At 36.4% G+C, this 23,445-nt stretch carries 26 protein-coding genes; 18 read left to right on the top strand and 8 right to left on the bottom strand.

Going from position 1 to position 23,445, the window contains the following annotated elements:
• Window positions 1–109 precede the first annotated feature (109 nt).
• Both recJ and IGK86_RS07305 read left to right on the top strand, forming a co-directional pair.
• Window positions 110–2,422 carry a single-stranded-DNA-specific exonuclease RecJ gene (gene recJ, locus IGK86_RS07300; RefSeq protein WP_010713365.1) on the top strand — a complete coding sequence of 771 codons (2,313 nt, stop codon included), beginning with the start codon at window positions 110–112 and terminating at the stop codon, window positions 2,420–2,422.
• Between the two features lie 2 nt (window positions 2,423–2,424).
• Window positions 2,425–2,937 (top strand): adenine phosphoribosyltransferase, encoded by a 513-nt coding sequence (locus IGK86_RS07305; protein WP_002357441.1) that lies wholly within the window; start codon window positions 2,425–2,427, stop codon window positions 2,935–2,937.
• Between the two features lie 106 nt (window positions 2,938–3,043).
• Here IGK86_RS07305 and IGK86_RS07310 read toward each other — a convergent pair whose 3' ends face one another.
• Together IGK86_RS07310 and trhA are read right to left on the bottom strand one after the other, a co-directional pair.
• Entirely contained in the window at window positions 3,044–3,241 is a 198-nt protein-coding gene (locus tag IGK86_RS07310) for a hypothetical protein (RefSeq protein ID WP_002360203.1), read from the bottom strand.
• Between the two features lie 193 nt (window positions 3,242–3,434).
• On the bottom strand, window positions 3,435–4,088 hold the full coding sequence (gene trhA, locus IGK86_RS07315; RefSeq protein ID WP_002357443.1) for a PAQR family membrane homeostasis protein TrhA: 654 nt from the start codon (window positions 4,086–4,088) through the stop codon (window positions 3,435–3,437).
• A 131-nt stretch (window positions 4,089–4,219) separates the two neighbouring features.
• On the opposite strand from trhA, the gene IGK86_RS07320 reads away from it, so the two are divergent.
• The 10 genes from IGK86_RS07320 to IGK86_RS07365 all read left to right on the top strand — a co-directional run bounded on the left by IGK86_RS07320 (window position 4,220) and on the right by IGK86_RS07365 (window position 11,529).
• On the top strand, window positions 4,220–5,062 hold the full coding sequence (locus IGK86_RS07320; protein ID WP_002357444.1) for a DegV family protein: 843 nt from the start codon (window positions 4,220–4,222) through the stop codon (window positions 5,060–5,062).
• Window positions 5,063–5,165: 103 nt separating this feature from the next.
• Complete coding sequence (locus IGK86_RS07325) at window positions 5,166–6,065, top strand: SGNH/GDSL hydrolase family protein (RefSeq protein ID WP_002365717.1); 900 nt, start codon at window positions 5,166–5,168, stop codon at window positions 6,063–6,065.
• The gene (locus IGK86_RS07330) at window positions 6,058–6,711 is read left to right on the top strand and encodes a YpmS family protein (RefSeq protein ID WP_002357446.1); all 654 of its coding nucleotides are present in this window, start codon (window positions 6,058–6,060) and stop codon (window positions 6,709–6,711) included. Before IGK86_RS07325 ends, IGK86_RS07330 begins: the two co-directional genes overlap by 8 nt.
• 16 nt (window positions 6,712–6,727) lie before the next feature.
• Complete coding sequence (msrA, locus tag IGK86_RS07335; RefSeq protein WP_002357448.1) at window positions 6,728–7,243, top strand: peptide-methionine (S)-S-oxide reductase MsrA; 516 nt, start codon at window positions 6,728–6,730, stop codon at window positions 7,241–7,243.
• A gap of 5 nt (window positions 7,244–7,248) precedes the next feature.
• Window positions 7,249–7,467: a YozE family protein gene (locus IGK86_RS07340; RefSeq protein WP_002364020.1), complete on the top strand. Its 219-nt coding sequence runs from the start codon at window positions 7,249–7,251 to the stop codon at window positions 7,465–7,467.
• A gap of 87 nt (window positions 7,468–7,554) precedes the next feature.
• On the top strand, window positions 7,555–8,997 hold the full coding sequence (locus tag IGK86_RS07345; RefSeq protein ID WP_438742259.1) for a S41 family peptidase: 1,443 nt from the start codon (window positions 7,555–7,557) through the stop codon (window positions 8,995–8,997).
• 18 nt (window positions 8,998–9,015) lie between these two features.
• Window positions 9,016–9,570 carry a signal peptidase I gene (gene lepB / locus IGK86_RS07350; RefSeq protein ID WP_002382369.1) on the top strand — a complete coding sequence of 185 codons (555 nt, stop codon included), beginning with the start codon at window positions 9,016–9,018 and terminating at the stop codon, window positions 9,568–9,570.
• A 114-nt stretch (window positions 9,571–9,684) separates the two neighbouring features.
• Window positions 9,685–10,140 (top strand): hypothetical protein, encoded by a 456-nt coding sequence (locus IGK86_RS07355; protein ID WP_016616862.1) that lies wholly within the window; start codon window positions 9,685–9,687, stop codon window positions 10,138–10,140.
• Window positions 10,141–10,288: 148 nt separating this feature from the next.
• A complete protein-coding gene (locus IGK86_RS07360; RefSeq protein WP_002365712.1) occupies window positions 10,289–10,657 on the top strand; it encodes a GntR family transcriptional regulator in 369 nt (122 codons plus the stop codon).
• Window positions 10,654–11,529 (top strand): ATP-binding cassette domain-containing protein, encoded by an 876-nt coding sequence (locus IGK86_RS07365; protein ID WP_438742261.1) that lies wholly within the window; start codon window positions 10,654–10,656, stop codon window positions 11,527–11,529. The genes IGK86_RS07360 and IGK86_RS07365 overlap by 4 nt, the downstream gene beginning before the upstream one ends.
• Window positions 11,530–11,632: 103 nt before the next feature.
• Here IGK86_RS07365 and IGK86_RS07370 read toward each other — a convergent pair whose 3' ends face one another.
• Window positions 11,633–12,883: an IS110 family transposase gene (locus tag IGK86_RS07370; RefSeq protein WP_438741968.1), complete on the bottom strand. Its 1,251-nt coding sequence runs from the start codon at window positions 12,881–12,883 to the stop codon at window positions 11,633–11,635.
• Between the two features lie 393 nt (window positions 12,884–13,276).
• Here IGK86_RS07370 and IGK86_RS07375 point away from each other — a divergent pair, with 393 nt between their 5' ends.
• The 4 genes from IGK86_RS07375 to IGK86_RS07390 all read left to right on the top strand — a co-directional run bounded on the left by IGK86_RS07375 (window position 13,277) and on the right by IGK86_RS07390 (window position 17,224).
• A complete protein-coding gene (locus IGK86_RS07375; protein ID WP_002371093.1) occupies window positions 13,277–14,008 on the top strand; it encodes a hypothetical protein in 732 nt (243 codons plus the stop codon).
• Between the two features lie 192 nt (window positions 14,009–14,200).
• Window positions 14,201–14,881, top strand: coding sequence for an ABC transporter ATP-binding protein (locus IGK86_RS07380; RefSeq protein ID WP_002357457.1), 681 nt, complete (start codon window positions 14,201–14,203; stop codon window positions 14,879–14,881).
• Window positions 14,882–16,165 (top strand): ABC transporter permease, encoded by a 1,284-nt coding sequence (locus IGK86_RS07385; protein ID WP_016617351.1) that lies wholly within the window; start codon window positions 14,882–14,884, stop codon window positions 16,163–16,165.
• A 90-nt stretch (window positions 16,166–16,255) separates the two neighbouring features.
• A complete protein-coding gene (locus tag IGK86_RS07390; protein WP_016617352.1) occupies window positions 16,256–17,224 on the top strand; it encodes an NADP-dependent oxidoreductase in 969 nt (322 codons plus the stop codon).
• A 220-nt stretch (window positions 17,225–17,444) separates the two neighbouring features.
• Here IGK86_RS07390 and IGK86_RS07395 read toward each other — a convergent pair whose 3' ends face one another.
• The 4 genes from IGK86_RS07395 to IGK86_RS07410 all read right to left on the bottom strand — a co-directional run bounded on the left by IGK86_RS07395 (window position 17,445) and on the right by IGK86_RS07410 (window position 20,383).
• Window positions 17,445–18,047: an alpha/beta hydrolase gene (locus IGK86_RS07395; RefSeq protein WP_002361880.1), complete on the bottom strand. Its 603-nt coding sequence runs from the start codon at window positions 18,045–18,047 to the stop codon at window positions 17,445–17,447.
• A gap of 11 nt (window positions 18,048–18,058) precedes the next feature.
• Entirely contained in the window at window positions 18,059–19,021 is a 963-nt protein-coding gene (locus IGK86_RS07400) for a ring-cleaving dioxygenase (RefSeq protein WP_033596522.1), read from the bottom strand.
• A gap of 10 nt (window positions 19,022–19,031) precedes the next feature.
• A complete protein-coding gene (locus IGK86_RS07405) occupies window positions 19,032–19,460 on the bottom strand; it encodes a MarR family winged helix-turn-helix transcriptional regulator (protein ID WP_002380343.1) in 429 nt (142 codons plus the stop codon).
• Between the two features lie 128 nt (window positions 19,461–19,588).
• Window positions 19,589–20,383, bottom strand: coding sequence for an SDR family NAD(P)-dependent oxidoreductase (locus IGK86_RS07410; protein ID WP_002360217.1), 795 nt, complete (start codon window positions 20,381–20,383; stop codon window positions 19,589–19,591).
• 204 nt (window positions 20,384–20,587) lie between these two features.
• Here IGK86_RS07410 and IGK86_RS07415 point away from each other — a divergent pair, with 204 nt between their 5' ends.
• The gene (locus tag IGK86_RS07415; RefSeq protein ID WP_016617353.1) at window positions 20,588–21,340 is read left to right on the top strand and encodes a DUF7006 family protein; all 753 of its coding nucleotides are present in this window, start codon (window positions 20,588–20,590) and stop codon (window positions 21,338–21,340) included.
• A 104-nt stretch (window positions 21,341–21,444) separates the two neighbouring features.
• The gene (locus IGK86_RS07420) at window positions 21,445–22,167 is read left to right on the top strand and encodes a TraX family protein (RefSeq protein WP_002357468.1); all 723 of its coding nucleotides are present in this window, start codon (window positions 21,445–21,447) and stop codon (window positions 22,165–22,167) included.
• A 59-nt stretch (window positions 22,168–22,226) separates the two neighbouring features.
• Here the strand turns inward: IGK86_RS07420 and IGK86_RS07425 are convergent, their stop codons facing one another.
• Window positions 22,227–23,261 carry a YdcF family protein gene (locus IGK86_RS07425; RefSeq protein ID WP_002382358.1) on the bottom strand — a complete coding sequence of 345 codons (1,035 nt, stop codon included), beginning with the start codon at window positions 23,259–23,261 and terminating at the stop codon, window positions 22,227–22,229.
• Between the last annotated feature and the right edge of the window lie 184 nt (window positions 23,262–23,445).

Below are 23,445 nucleotides of genomic sequence, written 5' to 3' on the forward strand. Positions count from 1 at the left end.
ATCTGCTATTTATCTAACAGATATCACAGTTTTTTTCTCAGATTTAAAAAAATGCTTTCTTTAGTTTTTGGAAAAATTTTGCTATAATTACTTGGTTAGGAGTGACGTCGTGAAAAAATCAAACTATCAATGGCAGTTACAGACAAAGACAGAATTACCTGTAGAATTTATAGAACAATTAAAAAAAGAAGAAATTAATCCATTAATTGGCCAACTTTTATGGCACCGCAATATCCGGACAGAAGAAGCATTACGTAAGTTTCTACATCCGACTATCGAAGATATTTATGATCCGTTCTTAATGCATGATATGGAGAAAGCGGTAGCCCGTATCCAGCAAGCCGTCGAAGCGGGTGAACAAATCCTTGTCTATGGGGATTATGATGCAGATGGCATCACTAGTACCACGGTTATGAAAGAAGCAATCGAATTAGTCGGTGGCATGGTTCAGTACTTTCTACCGAATCGTTTTGTTCATGGATATGGACCTAATAAAGACGTATTTGCTGAACAAATTGAACAAGGAGTCCAATTAATTGTAACCGTTGATAATGGTGTAGCCGGACATGAAGCAATTAGCTACGCTATGGCTCAAGGGGTAGATGTAATCGTTACTGACCATCATGAATTGCCTGAACAATTACCAGAAGCCTTTGCGATTGTCCACCCTAGACATCCGCAAGGTGACTATCCTTTTGGAGATTTAGCTGGTGTTGGTGTGGCTTTCAAAGTCGCTACTGCGTTACTTGGTGAATTGCCAATTGAGTTATTAGATTTGGTAGCAATTGGGACAATTGCTGACTTGGTTTCATTAACCGATGAAAATAGAACGTTTGTCAAAATGGGCCTTCAAATGATTCAAACTGGTGATCGAATTGGTTTAGACGTTTTATTACAAGAAGCGGGTGTGAAAAAGGAAGCTGTTTCAGAAGAATCAATTGGCTTTACCATTGGACCTCGTTTAAACGCATTAGGTCGATTAGGGGAAGCCGCACCAGGTGTTGAATTGATGACTACATTTGATGAAGAACAAGCGCTGGAAATCGCTAAATATATCGATCAACAAAACAATGAACGAAAAGACATTGTAACGACGATTGCCAAAGAAGCGCTGGATTTAATCGACCCGAATGCGCCGGTCCATATTTTAGCGAAACAAGGCTGGCATGAAGGCGTCTTAGGGATTGTCGCGGGCCGCATTATGCAAGAAACGGGGAAACCAACCATTATTTTAGCAATAGATGAATCTGGTACGACCGCTAAAGGCTCTGGACGTAGCATTAGCGCATTGAATCTCTATGAGGCGTTGAACGAAGTGCGTGAGCAATTCACTCATTTTGGTGGGCATCATATGGCAGCGGGAATGACTTTACCTGTTGAAAATATTCCTTTTGTTCAAGAACATTTGGCACACTTTATTGAAAAAAATCAAATTGATATGGCTAATGGACAAGAGTTGCTCATTAGTGAGAGCTTAGCGGTATCGCAGGCAACGACTACTTTTATTGATCAATTGCGTATTTTGGCGCCTTTTGGGACTGATAATACTGTGCCAACTTTTGTATTTAAGGAAATCACGCCTACGCAAATTCGGCAAATTGGTGCAGATAATGCACATCTGAAATTTCAAATGAATCAAGAAGGGGCACAATTGGATGCAATTGCTTTTCAAATGGGGCCTCAAGCGGATGAACTAGCACAAGGAACCGCCGATGTGGCAGGCCAACTTTCCATCAATGAATGGAATGGTCGTAAGAAACCACAATTAATGGTGACTGATTTTGCTGTATCGGGAAGACAATTATTTGATTTTCGTGGCAAAAATAATCAAACGAAACCAATTCCTTCAGAAGCAACAGCTTATCTTTTATTTGATGAAAAAAATCAAAAATTCATTTCAGATCCAACCGCTAATATTATTGTTTGGTCAAACCAAGAAGAATTGGTGGAAGCTGTTTCTCAAAATCAAATCGAACAACTGGTTTTTGTCGACTGTCCTGTGGAATCAATCACGGTTAAAGAAATTGTTGAAGCAACTGAGATACAACGTATATACATGATGTTTATTTCACCAGAAGAAGCTTATTTAAACGGTATGGCTTCACGTGAACAATTTGCAACATTGTATAAATTTATTTTGCAGCAAAAAGAAGTAAATCTACGTTCTCAGCTATCGAAGGTGGCAAATTACTTAAATATCCAAGAAAAATTATTAATTTTCATGATACAGGTGTTTTTTGACTTAGGATTTGTTACAATAGAAAGCGGTGTTTTAAACAGTATTGAGAAACCCGACAATCGACCATTGACTGAAAGTCAAGTGTACCAACAACGATTGAAAAAAATAAAAACAGAAGAATTTCTACTTTACAGTGATTGTCAAACAATACAACAATGGCTGTGGAATGAGGAGGACAAATAAAAATGGATTTAAGAGATTACATTGCAAGCATTCCAGATTATCCTGAGAAAGGGATCGTGTTCCGTGACATTTCTCCATTAATGGCTAATGGGGATGCCTATCGTGAAGCAACGAAACAAATCGTGGATTACGCGAAAGAAAAAAGAATTGATATGGTTGTAGGACCGGAAGCTCGTGGCTTTATTGTCGGCTGTCCAGTGGCTTATGAATTAGGGGTTGGCTTTGCTCCGGTTCGCAAAAAAGGAAAACTTCCTCGTGAAACCATCGAAGTGACTTATGACTTAGAATATGGTTCAGATACATTAACGTTGCACAAAGATGCCATCACACCAGGTCAACGTGTGTTGATTTGTGATGACTTGCTAGCAACTGGTGGTACAATTAAAGCAACCATCGAATTAGTCGAACAATTAGGTGGTATTGTGGTTGGTTGTGCGTTCCTAATTGAATTAATGGATTTACATGGCCGCGATAAAATTGATGGCTACGATATTGTTACCTTAATGGAATACTAATCTAATTTAATTAGAAAGAGCGAAGGAATTTAATCCTTCGCTCTTTCTTTGACATATTTATAAAAACGGAGCATAGCTTGGGGGGAACACACCGTTTTATTATTTATTAAGGGAACTTACGATAAACGTATCTTGCTTGCTGTTGTTTACGTGTACGTGTATAACGCTTCTCATCCCATGACATAAACCAAAGAATAAATAACGGCGTCACGATCATAAAAGCAAGACGTAATCCTAATGTTCCCAAAAAAATACCTATAACCAATACAAAAAATAAAAATCCAACACGACGAATTGCTTCCATGTGTATCACCTCTTCATTTGATTCGAACTAGTGTTCGTATTGTTATTATACGAATGTATGTTCGTTTTGTAAAGTCTTTTCTACTAATTTATGTTAAAATAATTCGAAAAGAAGAATAATCCTTTATAATAAAGAGATTTAGGGCAATAAAAGAACACGATGCTTTGAGCATCGTGTTCTTATTGTGCTGTGATTACGTATAAAAGAGAACAGAAAAATACATGAGGATCGCTGCAAGCATGACGAACAAGTGCCAAACTACATGCATAAACCGCACATTTTTCAATGAATAGAAGGCTGCACCTAATGTGTAAGACACGCCTCCTGCGACCAATAACGCTGTTCCTGTAAATCCAAGAGATTCATATAACGGACGAGCAGCGATGATACAGAGCCAACCTAAAACAATATAAATAATCGTTGAAATGTTTTTCACTGTTTCTTGTTTATGCAACGTGAGGGATTTATAGACAATACCGACGATGGCGATTAACCAGACTAAACTAAATAAGGTCCAACCTAACCAACCGCCAATACTAATTAAGCAAAACGGCGTATAGCTGCCAGCAATCAATAAGAAAATAGAACTATGATCGAAGACCTGAAAGACCTTTTTGGCTCTTGTAAAAATTAAACTATGAAATAACGTTGAAGATAAAAAAAGTAGAATCAACATGGAGCCATAAATAGCATAAGATACCACGTGAATTGGTGAGCCTAAACGAGCCCCTTTAACAAGTAAAATGACTAAACCAGCAATACTTAAACCTGCGCCTATGCCATGTGTAACTGCATTTAAGACTTCGTTCACGATTAGGTATTTTTTTGAGAAATGCGTTTTTTCCAATAAATTCACTTCCTTTATTTTAATTTGATGAAAAATTCGGCAGTGTCTGTTATACTATAACTAGATAATTAACCGTTTAATGGTATTCTACCATGAAAACAGGTTCCTTTTAAAGAAAGAGTGATAAATTTATGACAAACGTTAAAATCGTAACGGATTCTTCATGTACGATGGAAAAAAGTCTTAGAGATGAATTAAATATCCATATGATGCCTTTATCAATTATGGTTGATGGCGTTGTTTATCCAGATGATGATCATTTGCCAGGCGAAAAATTTATGGACATGATGGCTAATGCGAAGGCCTTACCCAAAACCAGTCAACCACCAATTGGTGAATTTGTAGAATTATATGATCGCTTAGGTGAAGATGGCAGTGAAGTAATTTCGATTCACATGACAAAAGGCTTAAGTGGAACGGTTGAAGCGGCCCGTCAAGCTAGCAACTTATCATCAAGTAAAGTAACGGTGATTGATAGCGATTTTACAGACCAAGGTTTGTCTTTCCAAGTCATTCAAGCAGCAAAATTGGCACAAGCGGGAGCGGGTGTTCCAGAAATTTTAGCTGAAATTGAACGCGTCAAACAAAATACCAAATTATACATTGGCATTTCAACATTGGATAATTTGGTTAAAGGTGGACGAATCAGCCGTACAACAGGATTATTATCAAACATTTTTAATATGAAAGTTGTCATGGACTTTGAAAATACGGAATTGATTCCTGTAGCGAAAGGCCGAGGCGTTAAAACGTTTAATAAATGGTTTGACGAATTGAAATCAGAATTAAGTAAGATTCCAAATGTTCGACAAATTGGCATTTCTCATGCGGATGGGCTAGAACTAGCAAATGGATTCAAAGAAGGATTACAAGCAATCTTTAAAGACATGGATATTCCCGTATTACATACGAATCCAGTCATTGCAACACATACAGGAAAAAATGCCTTTGCTATTATGTACTATACAGACTAAGAAATAACGAGGTTGGGTCTCACTCTTAAACGAGTAGACGCAACCTCTTTCTAACAAGAAAAGGAAAATTTCTTGTTGGTTTATTTAAAAGGAAGTGACGAAGATGAAAAAACAAACACAGCATATTTTGCTGACCGTCTTAACACCTATCCTCATTGCGCTAGGTGTTTTTACATTGTTAAGTGTGGCCATCCCCAAAGCAAAGCCACTATTAAAGCAAGAGAAAGTGGCCACAACTGCTCAAAAAAATCAAAAAGAAGTCATTCATTATACAGCTATCGGTGATTCTTTAACTGAAGGAATTGGCGATTTGACGAATAGTGGAGGTTTTGTTCCTATTGTGGCAGATGATTTAAAAGAACACTACAACTTGAACGGTGTTCAAACAGACAATTTTGGGAAAAATGGGGATCGTAGTGATCAAATTTTAAAACGAATCAAAGAGAAACCTGAAATTCAAAAAGGCCTTGCCTCTGCGGACGTGATTACGCTAACGGTTGGCGGAAATGACTTAATGAAAGTAATTAGTAGTAATATTTTCGACTTGAAAGTCAGCTCGTTCAATCGTCCACAAAAAGCCTATCAACGCCGAGTAAGACGACTACTTGAAGAAATCCGAGAGTACAACGAGAAGGCCCCTATTTATGTCTTAGGAATTTACAATCCCTTCTACTTAAACTTTTCCGAAATTACAGAAATGCAAGAAATCGTTGATAACTGGAATCAAGCAACCGAAGAAATGGTTCAAGAGCAAAAACGAGCCTATTTCATTCCTATCAATGATTTACTCTATAAAGGTCGTGGCGATGAAGTTGGCGTAACCGGTGGCGACTCAGAAACTACAGGAAGTAGTGCTAGCAAAGAGGATTTAAACAATTTGTTATATGAAGAAGATCGCTTCCATCCGAATAATCTTGGCTACCAAATTATGGCCGGAGCTGTCCGGGATGAAATGGTCAAGACAGAGAAAGAATGGATAACCAAATCAGAAGGTAGTGAATAAAATGAATGAAGAAAAGCCAAAAACAAGTAAATCAATTAAAAAGACACAACCAACCAATCTTAAACGAAATCCCTGGAAAATCGCTTTTCTTGTTCTAGTGGGTTTAGTCATTGGTAGTGTAGCTTTCGTGACATTTCGAGCAACACAAGTTCGCGAACCAGATTTAAAGAAAATACCAGCAATTGTTGAAAAAGAAGGCGAGCCAGTCGTCACCATTCAGTCAAAAAAACAACAGGTGAACAAACTGATTGACTTTTATTTAGCCGACTTTCAAAAAGGTTCGGAGATCAAATATAAATTTTATTTAGAAAATGATGCTTTATTAAATGGAACATTTCAGGTGTTAGGGCATGACATTCCTTTTTACTTATATTTTGATCCTTACGTGATGGCGAATGGTAATGTACAATTAAAAGCAAAAAGTTTATCTATAGGAACGTTAGGCTTGCCAATTAAAGAAGTATTGAAATTTGCTAAACGTTCTTACAAACTACCTAAATGGGTTGAAATCAATCCAGATGATCAAACTGTTTTATTACGTTTAGATCAGTTTAGAATGCAAAATGGTCTATTTGTTCGAGCAGAAAAGATTAATTTAGTTGACGATGACATTCGGATGAATATATACTTGCCAAAAGAGAAATAAAAAAGGAGTGTTAGAGATGGAAGAAAAAGCAATTTTTGCAGGCGGCTGTTTCTGGTGTATGGTGCAGCCTTTTGATACACAACCAGGGATTATCTCAGTTGTTTCGGGTTATACAGGTGGGCACGTGCCTAATCCAACATATGAACAGGTTCTAACACACACAACAGGCCATACGGAAGCAGTAGAAATCACCTTTGATCCAGCGATTATTTCTTACGAACAATTAGTGGACATTTATTGGCAACAAACGGATCCTACTGATGCTTTCGGTCAGTTTCAAGACCGCGGCGATAATTATCGGCCAGTTATTTTTTATCGTTCTCAAGAACAAAAAGAAATTGCTGAGAAAAGTAAAGAACGTCTAGCTAATAGCGGCCGTTTTACAGAACCAATTGTTACCACCATCGAACCAGCAGCACCATTTTATCCTGCTGAAGAATACCATCAAGACTTTTATAAAAAAGACGCTTTGCGTTATGGATTGTCCCATCAACGTAGAAGTGAATTTATCGAAGAAAAATGGAGTGATTAATTTACATGAGACGAAGCTTTTACCATTACTTAATGACATTAAAAGGTCCGGCTAAAGATTCTGAAACTGATTTTGCCAATGAAGCGGCCAAAGATATTCAGTTTCCAAAACAAACCGAGGATTATCATGAACTTTCTTCTTATTTAGAAATGAATGCTGACTATTTAAGCAACATGGACATCTTTGATGAGTTATGGGAAAAGTACCTTGAAAACAATAAATAAATCCAGAGGAAAAGCAAACAAAGCTTTTCCTCTTTTTTCATTCATGTTATAGTAAACAAAAGTAGTGACGAATTTGTTAGAAATGAGATGAAATATATGAAGAACAAACGAACTGTTCCTTTTTATCAATATATTATTTCGCTCCTCTGTGTCGCATTTTTAGCTGGAGGAAGTAGTTATATTTATTTTGATCATCGTGTTAAAAAGATGAGTCAAGAAGGGGCAATTACCAATGCTGATTTAAGCAAAGTGCAGGATTTATATAATGAAATTAGTACCAATTATGTAGGTGAAGTAGATAAAAATGAATTAGTTGAAGGCGCCTTAAAAGGCATGTCTGAAGCCATTGGAGACCCATACTCAACTTATCTAAATGAATCTGCTGCCAATGATTTAAACGAAAGCTTATCTGGCGATTTTGAAGGAATTGGTGCCACTATGACAATGAAAGATGGCGAACCAGTTGTAGCAGAGGCCCCTGTAGCAGATTCCCCAGCTGAAAAAGCGGGAATCAAAGAAGGCGATATTATTGAAAAAGTTGATGGTACAGCTACAAAAGGGATGAAACTAGCAGAAGTCGTGTCAAAAGTCCGAGGTAAAAAAGGAACTTCCGTTGAATTGACTATCCAAAGAGAGGGAGAAACTAAAAATATCTCAATCAAACGTGGGAAAATTCCCGTTAAAACAGTGACAGGTGAGTTAGACAAAAAAGATGCACAAATTGGCTCGATTAAAATTACGTCCTTTGGTAAAAAAACATATCAGGAATTGAAAGAAACAATCACGAATTTACGAGACAAAGGAGCTAAATCCTTTGTAATTGATGTACGCCAAAATCCTGGTGGACTGCTAGATCAAGCAGAGCGAATGGCCAGTATGTTTTTAAAAAATGGCGAAACAATTGTTCAATTTGAAGACAAAAAAGGACGTACGATGAAAGAAGTTGCTTCCAAAGAATTAGACGGCGGCTTTAAAGTAAAAGAACCTGTTGCAGTTATCATTGATGGCAATAGTGCCAGTGCATCCGAAATTTTTGCTGCAGCACTGCATGAATCTGCGAATGTCCCATTAATTGGAACGAAAACATTTGGCAAAGGAACGGTCCAAACGGTGAAAGATTTAAATGACCAAACCGAAATAAAATTGACTGTTTTAAAATGGTTAACACCAAAAGGTGAATGGATCAACGAAAAAGGAATTGAACCAACCATCAAAGCTGATTACCCCGAGTATGCCTATTTAAAATTGATTCCTCGCGATAAAACGCTAAAAGAAGGAAATCAATCTGAAGATATTCAGAACTTAAATGCTATTTTAGCTGTATTAGCGTATCCTGTTGATGAAAACAATGCAAACTACACCGCAGAAACAAAAGCAGCGGTTAGCGATCTTCAACAGAAAAATGGCTTGCCTATAACTGGAGAAATCGACAATGAAACAGCCACAAAAATTGAAGCCACTTTAGGTAAATTAATTCTTGAAAATGACGCTGCTTACGATACAGCAGTCAAGGAAATTCAAAAAAACTAGAAAAAAGGTGGCACGAAGTTGAAGAAGAAACGTGATTATGTTGGGTATTTAATGTACTTTCTGAAAATCTTAGTACCAGCAATCGTAGCCGTTTTTATTTTAAGAGGATTTTTCCTGATTCCTGTTCGGGTGGATGGCCATTCCATGCAAAAAACCTTGAATCAAGGAGATATGATTGTGATGGAAAAATTCTCCGCCATTAAACGGTTTGATGTGGTGGTCTTTAAAACAGACACAGGATCGATTCTGATTAAACGTGTGATTGGTTTACCAGGAGAAGCTGTGCGTTACGAAAACGATCAATTATATGTCAATAATCAGCCAATCGCTGAACCCTATTTAACTAAAAACAGAAAAAAAGATCATGAAACGATGCCTTACACTACGAATTTTGATTCAAAAGAATTGTTAATGCAAGAAAAATTACCTAAAGATAGCTATTTTGTACTTGGTGATAATCGCCGTATGTCCAAAGACAGCCGTTCTTTTGGTGCAATACATGCAGATCAAATCTTAGGGAAAGCACAATTTGTTTATTACCCACTCACTCATATGAAGATCATTCCTAAATAAGTAAGACCACTAGTTCGTTTATTTAAATAACGACTAGTGGTCTTTTCTAATCTGAAAAATTGTTCTCTTAGCTGAAAAATGTTAAGGTTAAAGTAATGATAGATGTAGGAGGTCATGCAAATGATTAGAAAAACTATTTTAGCAAGCTCTATCTTAGGCGTTGGGTTGCTAATTGGTGCATGTGGGAATCAAACCCAAACCCAAACCCAAATGAATTCAACCAATACCAGTGAATCATCACAGCCTAAAGTAACCGAATCAAGTCGCAAGTCATCTGAAAGTGCGTCTAATAACGAAGGTGTATCAAGCGATTCTAGTAAATCCACAAGTTCCACTACAGAATCAGAAATCTTAAAAGGTCTGGCGGAAGAAAAAACGCTAAAAGAAAAAATCCCGTCCTTAAATCAAACAACGATTAAGAAAGTCACTGATAATGAGTATAAACGCATTCTTGTGATGGAAGAAAAGGCTACAGGAACGACCTATAAAAGTATTTTGATAAAAAAACAAAATCGCTTAAAAATTGTCAACGAAACAACCGATGAATTGTTATACAATGGAACCCTATAAGAACGAAACCATTCAATAAACTCAAAAGTATCGCCATTGTTTTCAAAGAAAAATTTCTTTGGAAACAATGGTTTTTTTGTTGACAAAAGAATTTCTAAGATATATAGTTAGTTACATAAGTAGTTAACCGTTTAAGCGAGGTGTAAAAATGGAATTTAATTTTTCGGGGGAAAAGCCTTTATTTCAGCAAGTAGCCGATCAGATTGCCGAAGGAATTTTTAATGGCGCTTACTTAGAAGGCGAACAAATTCCCTCAACCACAGAAATATCAAAAAGTTACCAAATCAATCCAGCCACCGTTTTAAAAGGAATGAATTTATTAGTAGAACGACAGTTGATTGAAAAGAAACGGGGGATTGGCATGTTTGTTTTACCAGGCGCTCAAGAGAGAGTAAGAAGTGCACGGAAAGAAGAATTTTTAAATAAAGAAGTCTTAGAAGTTGTCGCAGAAGCTAAAAAATTAGGGATTACAGCTGAACAATTAAAACAACTAATTGAAAGAGGGTATGAAGCATGAGTTTGCGGGTGGAATCAGTAAGTAAAAAATATCATCAAAAAAAAGCACTAGATAATATTTCAATTACTTTTGAAAAAGAAACGATTTATGGGCTCTTAGGCAGAAACGGGGCTGGTAAAAGTACGTTATTAAATATCATAAATAATCGAAGTTTTGCCACTTCAGGTTCCGTTCAATTGGCGGGAGAAACAGTGACCGATAATGAGGCTGCTTTGACTCATATTTACTTAATGAGTGAAGATAATTTGTTTCCTCCTCAGTTAAAAATTAAAGATATTTTTAAAACGACTGAAGGTTTTTATGGATCCTTTGACTGGTCTTTGGCCGAACAAATGTTAAGCGATTTTGGTTTAGATAGTAAAAAGACATTCAAAAAATTATCAACTGGTTATCGGAGTATTGCTAAACTAATAGTGGCGCTATCCGTCCCCTGTGAGTATATTTTTTTAGATGAGCCAGTCTTAGGTTTAGACGCCAATCATCGGGAATTATTTTATACTTATTTAATTGAGACATACCAAGAACGTCCCCGTACGTTTGTGATTTCCACCCATTTGATTGAAGAAATTGCGAATTTATTAGAAGATATTATCATCATTGATCAAGGAAAATTGATTCGCACAGAATCTATTGAAACAATTTTGAAAAACGGTCGCATTGTTTCTGGGCCGAAAGAACAAGTAGAGCGCTATACTCAGTCATTGGAAATCTTAGGCATGGACACTTTAGGTGGAGCAGTTACGGCTTACGTGTACGGCGACTTGCCGACTGAAAAAGCAGAGGTTCAAATTGCGCCGCTAAATTTACAAACATATTTTGTACAATTAACCAATAGAAAGCCTAATGGTAATAAGTCAAGATATAAATTTTAAAATATGAGTTAGATTTTGAAAAATTAGACCGCACTGAACTAGACCCGACTAAAATCAAATTTTTTTCGGGGTAATCACGAAGATTTTCGCAAATAACTTTATGTTATTTTTCTATCACCACCTTCGCCGGCTGATAGAATTGACCGTTGCGTAGTAGCGCATCGATCAAGCGCACAAATTTTCTTCCGGTTAAGACGAGCGCTCGTTTATGTTTGTGTTTAGGTACTTCATTTTTCTTTTTTTGGTAGTACTCTTTAAATTCTGGAAGTGTACTTCTTACTCGATTGGTGGCTTCAATTAAGTAGTAACGAAAATAGCGATTTCCAGAACGATTTAGTGGCGTGTTTTCAGATTGAGAGTTTCCTGATTGATTTTTAGACCAAGTTAACCCGGCATACTTTGCTAACTTGGATTGATCATCAAATCGCTCGATTTGACCAATTTCAGCGATTAAGCCTGCAGTATAAACAGCTCCTAATCCTGGGACACTTAATAAGCATTGGGCTTCTGGAATTGTTTCAAGTAAAGCAGTAATGTTTTTTTCAATTTCTTTAATCTGTTTTTTTAGAAATTTGATTTCGTTGGCGATTATACCTAATACAAGGTCAATGGAATTCTTGGTTACTTTACCTAAACGATAAGAACTACGTACAGCTTTTTGAATACTTTTGACAAGTTGCTCTGGATTTTTGAATCGACCTTTTCCTAGCTTTTGAAGTAATTCAGCGGCTGATTCAAGAGGCATTTCCGAAAATTCATCTAAGGTAATACCTTCTGTAAGTAGATTCATAATTGAAGCTCCGAATATGGAAGTTTTATTGTCTTCATTCGCAAGTTCTTTTGATAAAGTATTACATTTATACGTCAAATTTTCTAAAAAATGTTGTTTTGCTTCTACCATTTGTGTCACTAATTGATAACGAGATCTTGTTAGTCGTTGAAGTCCAACATAAACTTCTTCTTTAATAGGAGACAATGTATGGAGATCTACTCGTAGATAATCAGCTATGATCTGTGCATCAATTTTATCTGTTTTATCCTGATCGAACATTCTTGAATACTGTTTGATTCTATAAGGATTTTCTACAGTAACTTCGACAGGTAACAGCTTTAAATCTTCATCTAAGTAGAAAAACATTGCTGGGTGAAAACTATAAACAGAAGTCGATTCCATACCTATGACAATTCGGCAGAAACCAAAGGTTTCTTGGTAGTCGAGAATTCTTTGTTTGATTTCGCTAGCTCCGATTAAATCGTTGCTAAGTGAACCTTCAAACAAGATCTCTTTGGAGTCTGTTAAAAAGCAAGTATCTAATTTTTGAGAACTAACGTCTAAACCAATAAATAATTTCATGGAAGGTCCTCCTTTCATAAATTTTTTGGAATACTTAGCTATTGAAGTTTATCCCTGAATCTTATTGAATAACCGCAATCTCGCTTAATAGTACTCAATTGTTTACCTCTTAAAAGCCACCCTATTTCCTACTAGAAATAGTTTAAGAAGTGAACGGTACAGCTAATGGGTTTGAGGCATGATAATCAATAAGTCGGGATGCAGGCTTTCTGCTGTAGTCATAGCTACAAAGGAAATTAGCAGTGTTCCGATAGACCGTTTCCATAAGTCTATTATCCAGGAACAAAATTCAATAGCCAAGGTTTAAAAGTTATTTAATAAGGAATAGCCCTAAGGGGTGACTGAAACGATGGAAGTCGTTTCAAAATATATATTACGAGAAGGAAAAGTAAAATGAAATTTAAAACAGCTTTGCGGTATCGTGTTATTTATCAAGTCCGTTCCTTAGCAATTTATTTTGGCTTTTATGCTTTGTTCGGCATTCTTTTTCCTCTTATTGGGTTGCTCTTTTCTAACGACGTGAACACTGTCAGCTCTGATGCAGTAATTCCTTGTCTGGTTTTTATGGGGATACTATCATTTTTAGGGGTAAACACAGATTTTAAACTGTTTATTCAAAACGGGCTTTCCCGCTGGACGATTTTTTTGGTGAATTTTGTAAGTAATGCTATTTTATCTTTGGTTGGATCCTTGGCTGTACTTGTACTGATTAAAGTATTTAGCGGCAATTTCATTTCTCATTTTCAATTATCAATGAAATTAATTGATGTCTATGCGCAAGGAAACTTTTTCATGTCGTGGTTGCTCTTTTTTATCTTACTAATGCTTAGCGGCTCACTTGGCTTGTTAGCAGGTGTCTTTAATGATCGGATAGATGGCGTAAAAAAACTCATTGTTTTATTGCTGTTATTAATGATTCCTATTTTACTGGGCACGATTGCACAATTAGGGGGGGCACCAATGCGCCTGAGAATGCTCCATGTCTTGCAAGCAATGGTTGGTTATCAATCCACTGGTTTTACTGTCCTACCACTTCTTCTGACAATCAGTTGCTTTGTTGGCATTAATCTTGGTTTGGCCTATTTATTGAATAAACATCGTGAAATTAAACGCGTAAATGCATAACTAATTAATAAGAACATGTTCAATGAGGTGAATTTGGAACATGTTCTTATTGTTTTAATTGAGAGATACATCGGAAGTACCATGACAAAGGAAAGGGCTTCCGTCAAAATAGAAAGAGAAGAAAGGAGTATGAAAAGAGTAAAAAACTTTGTAAATAAGTAAACGACAAAGAATGAAAAATGGAGGGGTAACATGGCGGTAATTGAAGCAAAAAATATTAAAAAAAGTTATGGAAAGAACGAAACAAAATTTGATGCGTTAAAAGGTGTTGATTTAAAAGTTGAAAAAGGTGAATCTGTGGCCATAATTGGTAAAAGTGGCTCTGGGAAATCAACATTTATGCACATTTTGGCATTGTTAGATCAACCAACTTCAGGAGATATTTATTTAAATGGTAAAAATGTTACTAGTATTAGAAAGAAAGTGCTGAATAAAACGAGAAATGAAGAATTTGGTTTTGTTTTTCAACAATTCTTTATGAATGCCAAGGATACAGTTTTAAATAATGTTCTTTTACCATTAAAAATTGGTGGAATTTCCGGTAGCAAGAGGAAAAAGATGGCTTTAGATGCGTTAAAAGCAGTCGGTTTGGAAGATAAAGTTCAAAACAAAGCGAATAATTTATCTGGTGGTCAAAAACAACGGGTATGCATAGCGCGTGCTTTAGTTAATAATCCGCAAATTATTTTTGCGGACGAACCTACAGGGAATTTAGATTCTGCCACTGGGAAGAAAATTGAAGAATTATTATTTGATTTAAATAAAAATAAAGGAATTACCTTAATTATTGTGACACATGATCCAGATTTAGCAGCACGTTGTGATCGGCAAGTTCATGTTCGAGACGGCTTGATTGTAGGAGGAGATGAGTAAATGAAATTTAGAGATATTTTAAAATCAGCTAGTACCAATTTAATGCGTAATAAAGGCCGAACCGTATTGACCATTATTGCAATCTTTATTGGAGCATTTACCATAGCTTTAACTACAGGAGTCAATATTGGTGTAAATGATTATATTGACAAACAAGTCGGCAGTGTCGGTGGTGCAAATCAGCTATTTATTCAGCCAAAAATGGAGATGAATGTTGGTAACGGAACAGAACCAAGTAAATATAATCCAGAGAAAAAAACCAGTACGATTCAACAACAAAGTATGCTTGCTGAAAAAGATATTGAGAAGATTAAAAAAATCTCGGATGTTACATCAGTGGAACCAATGAAATCCGTTGCTATCGATTATATAAAAGGAGCAGATAAGCATAAATATGTATTTTCAGCAACTTCTGCGCTAGATGAGATGACCATTGATTTAGCGGCTGGCCGTAAAGTTTCGCAAACGAGCCAGGACTTCGAAATTAATTTATCACCAGAATATGTAAAAGCGCTCGGCTATACATCTAGTAAAGCTGCCGTGGGAGAAACAGTTCAATTAGGTATCTCAAGTTCCTTGAAAGGACAAGAGCAAGTTATTGAAGCGAAAATTGTTGGCGTTAGAAATGCCAGTGTCATTCAAAATGGGCTCTCGTTGATGAATAAAGCATTGATTGATAAAGTTGTCTCAATCAATCAAGCAGATCTTCCAGAACATTTAAAAAATCAATACGCGATGATTATTGCTGAAGTTAAAAAAGACAGCACGCCAGAGCAGATTAAGGACATCAAAAAAGATTTAGACAAAGCTGGCTATTTAGCGACTACTGTCGAAGATGAAATTGGCATGATTCGTAATATAATCAATGCAATCACTGGTGTCTTAACCATGTTTGGTGCAATTGCCTTGTTAGCTGCAAGCTTTGGCATTATTAACACGCTGTATATGTCTGTCCAAGAAAGAACGCGAGAAATTGGTTTAATGAAAGCCATGGGACTTAGCAATGGGAAAGTCTTTACAATTTTTAGTGTTGAGGCGGCTTTAATTGGCTTTTTTGGCTCAATATTAGGCATTTTAGGAGCTGTTGGGGTTGGAAATTTAGTTAATCGTTTGGCAACGGATTCTTTTTTAAAGGCTTTAACAGGATTTAAATTAATTCAATTTTCATTGCCATCTTCACTAATGATTATCTTAGTTATTATGTTTATTGCTTTTTTAGCAGGAACTTTACCAGCTCGAAGAGCAGCCAAATTAGATCCAATTGAATCTTTACGTTATGAATAATAGACTAAAAACAGCTACTTTCTCTCAATTTAACTAAAGCATATTCTTATATAAAAAGAAGGCAATAGGCGTATACTAAAAGTGTGAAAAATGAAACAAATGAGAGGAAGTTGGTTTATGAAAGCTGTTGTGATTAATCAGTACGGAAGTAAAGAGGTACTTGAAGAAGCAGAAGTAACACTGCCAGAATTATCGGAACATCAAGTGTTGGTAAAAGAATACGCGACATCAATTAATCCGATTGATTGGAAATTGCGTGAAGGATATTTAAAACAGATGTTTGATTGGTCCTTTCCGATTATTCTTGGTTGGGATGTCGCTGGTGTGATTACAGAGGTGGGGAGTCAAGTAACGGATTGGCAAGTTGGCGATAAAGTTTTTGCTCGTCCTGAAACTACTCGTTTTGGCACCTATGCAGAAGTAACGATTGTGGATGATCATTTATTAGCAAAAATCCCTGAAACAATTAGCTTTGAAGAAGCGGCTGCCGTTCCGTTGGCTGGTTTAACCGCTTGGCAAGCATTGTTTGATCATGGTCACCTTAAAGAAGGAGAAACTGTTTTAATTCATGCTGGTGCAGGTGGGGTCGGTACTTATGCGATTCAACTAGCAAAAGAAGCGGGCGCACATGTCATCACGACCGCTAGCGCAAAAAATCATGCCTTACTGAAAAAAATTGGTGCAGATGAAGTGATTGATTATCATACAACGAATTTTGCAGAGGTATTAACTGATATTGATTTGGTCTTTGATACAATGGGTGGTGAGGTTCAAAAAAATAGTTTTGACGTCTTAAAACCAAACACCGGTCGTCTTGTTTCAATTGTGGGCATTGAAGATAAACAATTGGCAGCCAAAAAAAATATTTCTGCTGAAAGTATTTGGCTTCAACCAAATGGAGAACAATTACAAAAAATTGCTGATTTGATGGCAGCTGGAAAAGTGAAATCAATTATTGGTGAAGTTTTCCCTTTTTCTAGACAAGGGATTTATGATGCACATGCACTCAGTGAAACGCACCATGCAGTTGGTAAAATAGTTGTTCAAATGGCAGAATAAAAAGAAGCTCAGACAGTGAATTATCTTAAAATAGAAAAAGTGAGCCTGGGACAAAAATCCAAAGAGATTTTTGTCCCAGGCTCAAAACCTGATAAACGGCGGGAACAGAACCAACTCCTTCGGAAATAAGCCGAAATTCTCCAAAAATTAAAGAGCAATTTTCGGAAATTTCTTCTTATTTCTCGGAGCTAAACGGTTCTGTCCCGACCTCACTTTTTTGTTAAGAGGACAGATGTGCCAACCAAGTTTGTGTTTCCTTAATTTCTTGATAAGTTAATTGATGACTTTGTGTCCAAACCTCTTGTACGGTTGCTCCATGATTCTGAAATAGTTGAATCACACGCATACTCTCAGGAAGTGGGACAATCGGGTCATGCTCTCCTAGAGATAATAAAACAGAAGTGTCGGTCAAGTCTGGTTGATTGGTCAATTCAACAGGAAACATGGGATGATAGAGGACAGCTTGATGGTAGCTGTCGGGATGAGTAAGCAATAATTGAATAGCGATATTGGCCCCATTTGAATAGCCAATAAAAATAATTTTATCCAATGAAAATTGATGCTCGTTAGCGGCTTGTTGAATAAACTTATGAAGCGCCTCGCCGCGTTTTTCTAGATCTTCTAAGTCATAATGACCTTCCGCTAGGCGCTTAAAATAACGATTCATTCCATTTTCTGAAACATCACCACGAATACTTAGCACAGTAGCTTGTTTATTTAGTTCTTGGGCAATTGGCAGGAGAGATGTTTCATCACCACCTGTACCGTGAAGTAGCACAAAGACAGGTGCTTCAGGATGTCCTTTTTTAAAAATTGAATGCATTTTTTTCCTCCTTAGGCTCGTTTTGTATTGAAAGGCTTGATAACACTCTCAATATACTCACGACGGTTTTCTAAAAATGGCGCAAGAGATAACTTTTCTCCTAATGTTTCGTAAGGTTCATCCCCCATAAATCCTGGTTCATCGGTGGCTAATTCGACTAAAATATGCCCAATACGAACATACAATGATTCAAAGTAATAACGATCGACATAGCCAGAGTTTTGTAAGCCTAAATGATCAAAGAGCGCTTGCCAAGTCCCAAGTGATTTACGATCCGCTAGGCGGAATGCAACGTGATGTACTTCACCATATCCTTGTTGCGCTTGTGAGCTAGTATCATCGTCTACCAAAATGACTTGGGCACCATTGCCACCTTGGCCAACTTCTAGTAAATAGCGATTGCCTTCTTGTGCCACTACGTGAAAGCCTAGAATTTCTTCAAAGACTTCTTTGAATTCATGAAAATAGGAAATAGCTATTTCGACAGGTCCTAAGCCATAAATCGCAAATTCTGTAGGGACAGGTCCTTTTTTCCAAGGGGTGCCCGCTGCAACGCCCTGATTTAATTCATCAGAGATTAATTGATACGCTTGATCATCAAAATCCCAGAAGCGAAGGACTTTTTTGCCAAATTCTTCAGAAATACCTGTGTGTTTGACAGCAAATTCATTGAAGCGATTTTCATAATAAGTCAAAGCTGCATCTGAAGGAACCCGGAACCCTGTTCTTGAAATTGTATTGGTTCCTTTTAATCCTTTAGGGTTATTGGGAAAATCGAAAAAGGTCATGGTTGTACCTGGTGTACCCAAATCATCGGCAAAATAGGTATGGTAAGTATAGATATCATCTTGATTCACTGTTTTTTTGACTAAACGCATCCCTAAAACGTCCGTAAAGAAGTGATAGTTTTTTTCTGCATCACTTGTCATAGCTGTAACGTGGTGGATTCCTAATAATTGATCTTCTTTTTTCATCATTATTTCCTCATTTCGTTTCATTTGTTATTTTTCGTAAAGTTTTTTGAAGAAGTGTTAATTCTTCGGAAGAGAGTTGTTCAAATGCTTCTGCAATTCGCTTTGCATGCGTCGGGAAAATTTCTTTAATTAATGTTTTTCCAGCTTCTGTTAATTCAACGTAAGTAATGCGTCGGTCTTTTTCACTGGGGGTGCGCGTTACATAGCCTTTTTTATGTAATTGGTCAATAACATAAGTGGTGCTACTGCTAGCGATTAAAATTTTCTCCTTAATTTTTTGGATGGTCTGAGGACCTTTATGGAGTAACAGCTCTAATACTGAAAATTCTGTAATGTTTAAGTCATAACAAGTGACATCTTGCTTGGCAAGTTGCTCTAGTCGATGGCTGGTTCTTAATAAACCGATATAGGCTTTTAAAGCTTCTTGCTGTTGGGTCATTGTTTCACCTCTTTTTATTTCGAATTCGAGATAAATATAACTTACTTTTGGTAAGTAATCAATTAATATGCTTAAAAAGACAGCCAGCAAAAAATGTGAATTTTTGCTGGCTGTCTTTTTTGTTTAATTTAGAAGATCGTTGGAACTAAGCCGCCATCGATTCTTAAGGCTTCGCCTGAGAATGAAGAAGAATCCGGGCTGGCCACAAAGGTAACAAAACGACCAATTTCTTCTGGTCGAATGAGCCGTTGGATTTGTGAACGAGAACGATGATTTTTCATGAAATCTTTTTCCCAATCCTCTTTGGGAATGTCTGAATCAGCGTACATATCTTCCAACATTTTTTCTACACCTTCGGTAAGGGTTGAGCCAGGCATAACCGTGTTAACGGTGACATGTGTGCCGACAGTTAAGTTGGATAAACTTTTAGCTAAGGAAAGATTCATCGTTTTTGTCATGCTATATTGGGGCATTTCGCCAGAAGGCATCACCGCTTCTTCGCTAGCGATGAAAATAATGCGACCAAAATCTTGTGCAAGCATTTTAGGTAGATAAGCTTTTGCTAATGCATTGCCTGACAACACGTTCACAGTAAAAAATTTTTCCCAAGTGGCGTCATCGATGTCCCAGTATTCCATTGGTTCAAAAATCCCCATATTATTCACTAAAATGTCGACTTTAGGGAATTTTTCAAGTAAAGTAGTTCGTTGACTTTCAATGGAAATATCGGCAGTTCCTGCTTGAGGATGAGTGTCTGGAAACATTGTTTGTATTTCTTCAACAACTTTGATTACTTCGGCTTCATTGCGCCCATTGATAATGACATCGGTCCCTTCACGAGCCATTTCAATCGCAATTGCTTTGCCAATTCCTTTGGTTGAACCAGTAATTAATGCTAATTTATTCGTTAAGTGTAAATCCATTTAAATCCCTCCAACGTTTGTCTATATGTCTATATCTAGTGTAGGTCTTTTTCTGGACTTTTAAAAGGAAAAAGTTTTTTCGGCCCGCGGGAAACAAGCCCCAATAACTACTTAACAGCTGAATTTTCACTTTTTGGGCGTAAAACGAGTAATTATTGTCAGTAAAAAAGCGTCACTTTTTTGATAGAATAACTAGAGACGAAATTGGCTAAGACCAATTTTGTAAAATTGTACATAAAAAAGAAGAGTGGGAATGCTATGAAGAAACAATATTACTGGAATATACCCGATAACTTACTAAACTCGTTAAAACAGCGGAAAAAGTTATACAGCTTTTATAAAAATGAACAAAATAAGGCAAGAGAATTAGTAGAGAATTGTCAGTCGGTTCTTTTTCCTGAATTAGTCGCTTCGCTGAATAAAATAGATGAGCGGATTAAATTATTGATATTCTATCAAAATTTAGAAGATTGTGAGCTTTCAGAAGAAGAAATTATTACTGTGATTGAGCGAGAATATTTTGTGACTTTTTATGAAACAATTGAAGAATCGACCACTGAAATTATTAGTAGTCATTCTATGTATTATTTATTGCAACAGCCGACTAAAGAAATGCTTTGGGATTTAGACTTTAGTAACATGTTAAAACAAGGTCAGTTAGTTGATTTAATGGATTATCAAAAATTGACCAAATGTTATCAAAAGCTGCAGAATCAAGCTAAAAATTTGATTGAAAAATTAAATAAAGAAACATTTTACACATTCTATAGTCAACTTTTATTGATTGATTGCCAATGCAAATTATTAATAGAAGAGGCGCTTCTGAAAGAAGAATCATTGATGACGGTCGATGAATGCTTAACAGCCATTAAGCAAGAAATTCGAAAAATTCATTTTGAACAATTTAAATACCAACATTATTTATTTGAAGATTTATCTTTGCGGTACCAAGTTTAACGGAAGTGACAAAAAGAATGGTTGAATCTAACAAGAATGTTCGTTGTTTTCTGTTATATAAAAAGATATGATAGTTTCTGTAGAAAAAATAAAGGAGACGATTCATGAACGCAAATCGCTTAAAGTTATTGATGATGGGGTTAATGGTTCTTGACCATATTAGTTATTTTGTTCCGCCAGAATGGGCACTGATTTTTCATGTAATTACTCGTTGTGTCGGTGTATTTTTTGGTTACATGGCTGTAGAAGGGTTCAACTATACACGGAATGTTTATCGTTACAATGGTCGTTTGTATATTTGGGCAGCAATCATGTTTGTTGGAAATACGCTTCTAAATCATTTAGTGAATAATCCAGCTGTTGCTGTTCACAACAATATTTTCTTCACCTTAGCCCTTGGTGTCAGTATGTTAATTGTGACAAAAGCGATGCTAGAGATGCCAAAAATCAGTTTAAAAATTGTTTTATTGATTAGTATATTAGCAATTTTAGGAATAGGAGCAATGTTTGCTGAAGGTGGCATTGTGATGTTACCTTTTATGTTGATTACGTATTTAGCCAGAAAGAGACTTGTCTTACGGAACTGTTTATATGGTGCATTAGCGCTCTTTTTCTTAGTTACAAGTTTTCAATGGTTGGGAGATTGGCCAACGACAATTGAAATGTTAGCTTATAATTCTGATTTTATGTTTATCACTGTGTTACCATTTATATCGCTTTACAATGGTGAGAGAGGAAGCAAAGCACCATTTTTCAAATATTTATTTTACGGATTCTATCCGCTTCATTTATGGCTGATTGCATTGATAGCCAATTACGTTCATTAAACCTTTTTATATTAAAAGAATAAAAACAGCGACTCACAAAAATGTGAGTCGCTGTTTTTTTAGATGGGTAAGATACTGATTCCTAAAAGAAGAGTGACAAGTAGAAAAACAAAAAGCACAATTCGCTTATCATGAACCAGTAAGGCAATGTATTCTCGGATTAGAGCAGTTGGTAAAAAATATAAGGCAGTTGGCGCCCCGACACCTTCAGCTTTTAAGCCGACACGATGGGCATACATAGCTCCTCGTAAGACATGATAGTTATTTGTTGAAAAAATAACAGAGGGTTGTTTAGAATCAGACGGCATCTTTTGCCAATCTGCCTGAATTATTGCTTTAGAAAACAACATATTTTCATAAGTGGTTGTGGATTGGTCCTCCATCAAAATTGCTTCTGCAGGAATATTTTGTGAAAGCAAATATTTTTTCATTGCGAAAGCTTCGGCCACAGGTTCGTCAGGACCTTGACCACCGCTGACTACAAATTTAGCGGTGGGATTTTTTTCATAATATTCAATCCCTTTATCTAACCGACTCTTCAAAAGTGGAGGTACTTCCTCGCTACGAATTCCTGAACCTAAAACAATGATATAATCAACCGCTTTTTTTAAAGGAATCATTTGGTACATCCATGAATACAAGACGTAAGCAGCAAATAGAAAGGTCAGCAAAAGATCCATTAACAATAGAAAAAGTAAGAACAGAAAAAGCACATAAGGTATTTGCGCTGTGCCAACTGATAATAAATATAGAAAGGCGGGTAAAGCAATTAATAAGTTCAGCCCTAGGCCAGCAGACAATTTAGCCGTGACACTTTTGCCTTCTTTCGTTTGCATCGTACGTGAGTTAAAAATAAAGTAAAGGCAAATGCCGATAAACACAGCGGGAATTAATAGATAAGCAATGGCCAAAGTAATTAGGTCGCCATTCTTAAAATGTAAATAAATTTTGTCTAGTCCGATAAATAGTAAGGTGACTAATGACAATAAGGTGCCAGAAGCCAGAGTGATACCGCCGAGGATACTGCGGTTATTAATTTTTAATATACCAAATCCTAGTAGGGCGATAAACAAAAAGAATAGTAGTAGTGCCATTTAATTCCTCCTAAAAATAAGTATCTAAAGTATAACATGCTTTAGGATCTGACATAAATAAACAGCTGTGCCGAAGCATAAGTTTTCCTTTCATTCTTAGAAAAGAAGTTTTTTCATGAAAAGTAAATTAGATAACAATTGTTTAGAGAAAGAAAAGCTTGATTTACTAAGCTTTTCCTTCTCT

Source organism: Enterococcus sp. DIV1206 (genome assembly GCF_051712485.1).
GTDB classification, from domain to species: domain Bacteria; phylum Bacillota; class Bacilli; order Lactobacillales; family Enterococcaceae; genus Enterococcus; species Enterococcus faecalis.

Coding starts and splice junctions, on each gene's coding strand:
- IGK86_RS07305 (WP_002357441.1), top strand. CDS start 2,425: ATGGATTTAAGAGATTACATTGCAAGCATTCCAGATTATCCTGAGAAA.
- IGK86_RS07310 (WP_002360203.1), bottom strand. CDS start 3,241: ATGGAAGCAATTCGTCGTGTTGGATTTTTATTTTTTGTATTGGTTATA.
- IGK86_RS07320 (WP_002357444.1), top strand. CDS start 4,220: ATGACAAACGTTAAAATCGTAACGGATTCTTCATGTACGATGGAAAAA.
- IGK86_RS07325 (WP_002365717.1), top strand. CDS start 5,166: ATGAAAAAACAAACACAGCATATTTTGCTGACCGTCTTAACACCTATC.
- msrA (WP_002357448.1), top strand. CDS start 6,728: ATGGAAGAAAAAGCAATTTTTGCAGGCGGCTGTTTCTGGTGTATGGTG.
- IGK86_RS07340 (WP_002364020.1), top strand. CDS start 7,249: ATGAGACGAAGCTTTTACCATTACTTAATGACATTAAAAGGTCCGGCT.
- IGK86_RS07345 (WP_438742259.1), top strand. CDS start 7,555: ATGAAATATATGAAGAACAAACGAACTGTTCCTTTTTATCAATATATT.
- IGK86_RS07355 (WP_016616862.1), top strand. CDS start 9,685: ATGCAAATGATTAGAAAAACTATTTTAGCAAGCTCTATCTTAGGCGTT.
- IGK86_RS07360 (WP_002365712.1), top strand. CDS start 10,289: ATGGAATTTAATTTTTCGGGGGAAAAGCCTTTATTTCAGCAAGTAGCC.
- IGK86_RS07365 (WP_438742261.1), top strand. CDS start 10,654: ATGAGTTTGCGGGTGGAATCAGTAAGTAAAAAATATCATCAAAAAAAA.
- IGK86_RS07370 (WP_438741968.1), bottom strand. CDS start 12,883: ATGAAATTATTTATTGGTTTAGACGTTAGTTCTCAAAAATTAGATACT.
- IGK86_RS07375 (WP_002371093.1), top strand. CDS start 13,277: ATGAAATTTAAAACAGCTTTGCGGTATCGTGTTATTTATCAAGTCCGT.
- IGK86_RS07380 (WP_002357457.1), top strand. CDS start 14,201: ATGGCGGTAATTGAAGCAAAAAATATTAAAAAAAGTTATGGAAAGAAC.
- IGK86_RS07385 (WP_016617351.1), top strand. CDS start 14,882: ATGAAATTTAGAGATATTTTAAAATCAGCTAGTACCAATTTAATGCGT.
- IGK86_RS07390 (WP_016617352.1), top strand. CDS start 16,256: ATGAAACAAATGAGAGGAAGTTGGTTTATGAAAGCTGTTGTGATTAAT.
- IGK86_RS07395 (WP_002361880.1), bottom strand. CDS start 18,047: ATGCATTCAATTTTTAAAAAAGGACATCCTGAAGCACCTGTCTTTGTG.
- IGK86_RS07400 (WP_033596522.1), bottom strand. CDS start 19,021: ATGAAAAAAGAAGATCAATTATTAGGAATCCACCACGTTACAGCTATG.
- IGK86_RS07405 (WP_002380343.1), bottom strand. CDS start 19,460: ATGACCCAACAGCAAGAAGCTTTAAAAGCCTATATCGGTTTATTAAGA.
- IGK86_RS07410 (WP_002360217.1), bottom strand. CDS start 20,383: ATGGATTTACACTTAACGAATAAATTAGCATTAATTACTGGTTCAACC.
- IGK86_RS07420 (WP_002357468.1), top strand. CDS start 21,445: ATGAACGCAAATCGCTTAAAGTTATTGATGATGGGGTTAATGGTTCTT.
- IGK86_RS07425 (WP_002382358.1), bottom strand. CDS start 23,261: ATGGCACTACTACTATTCTTTTTGTTTATCGCCCTACTAGGATTTGGT.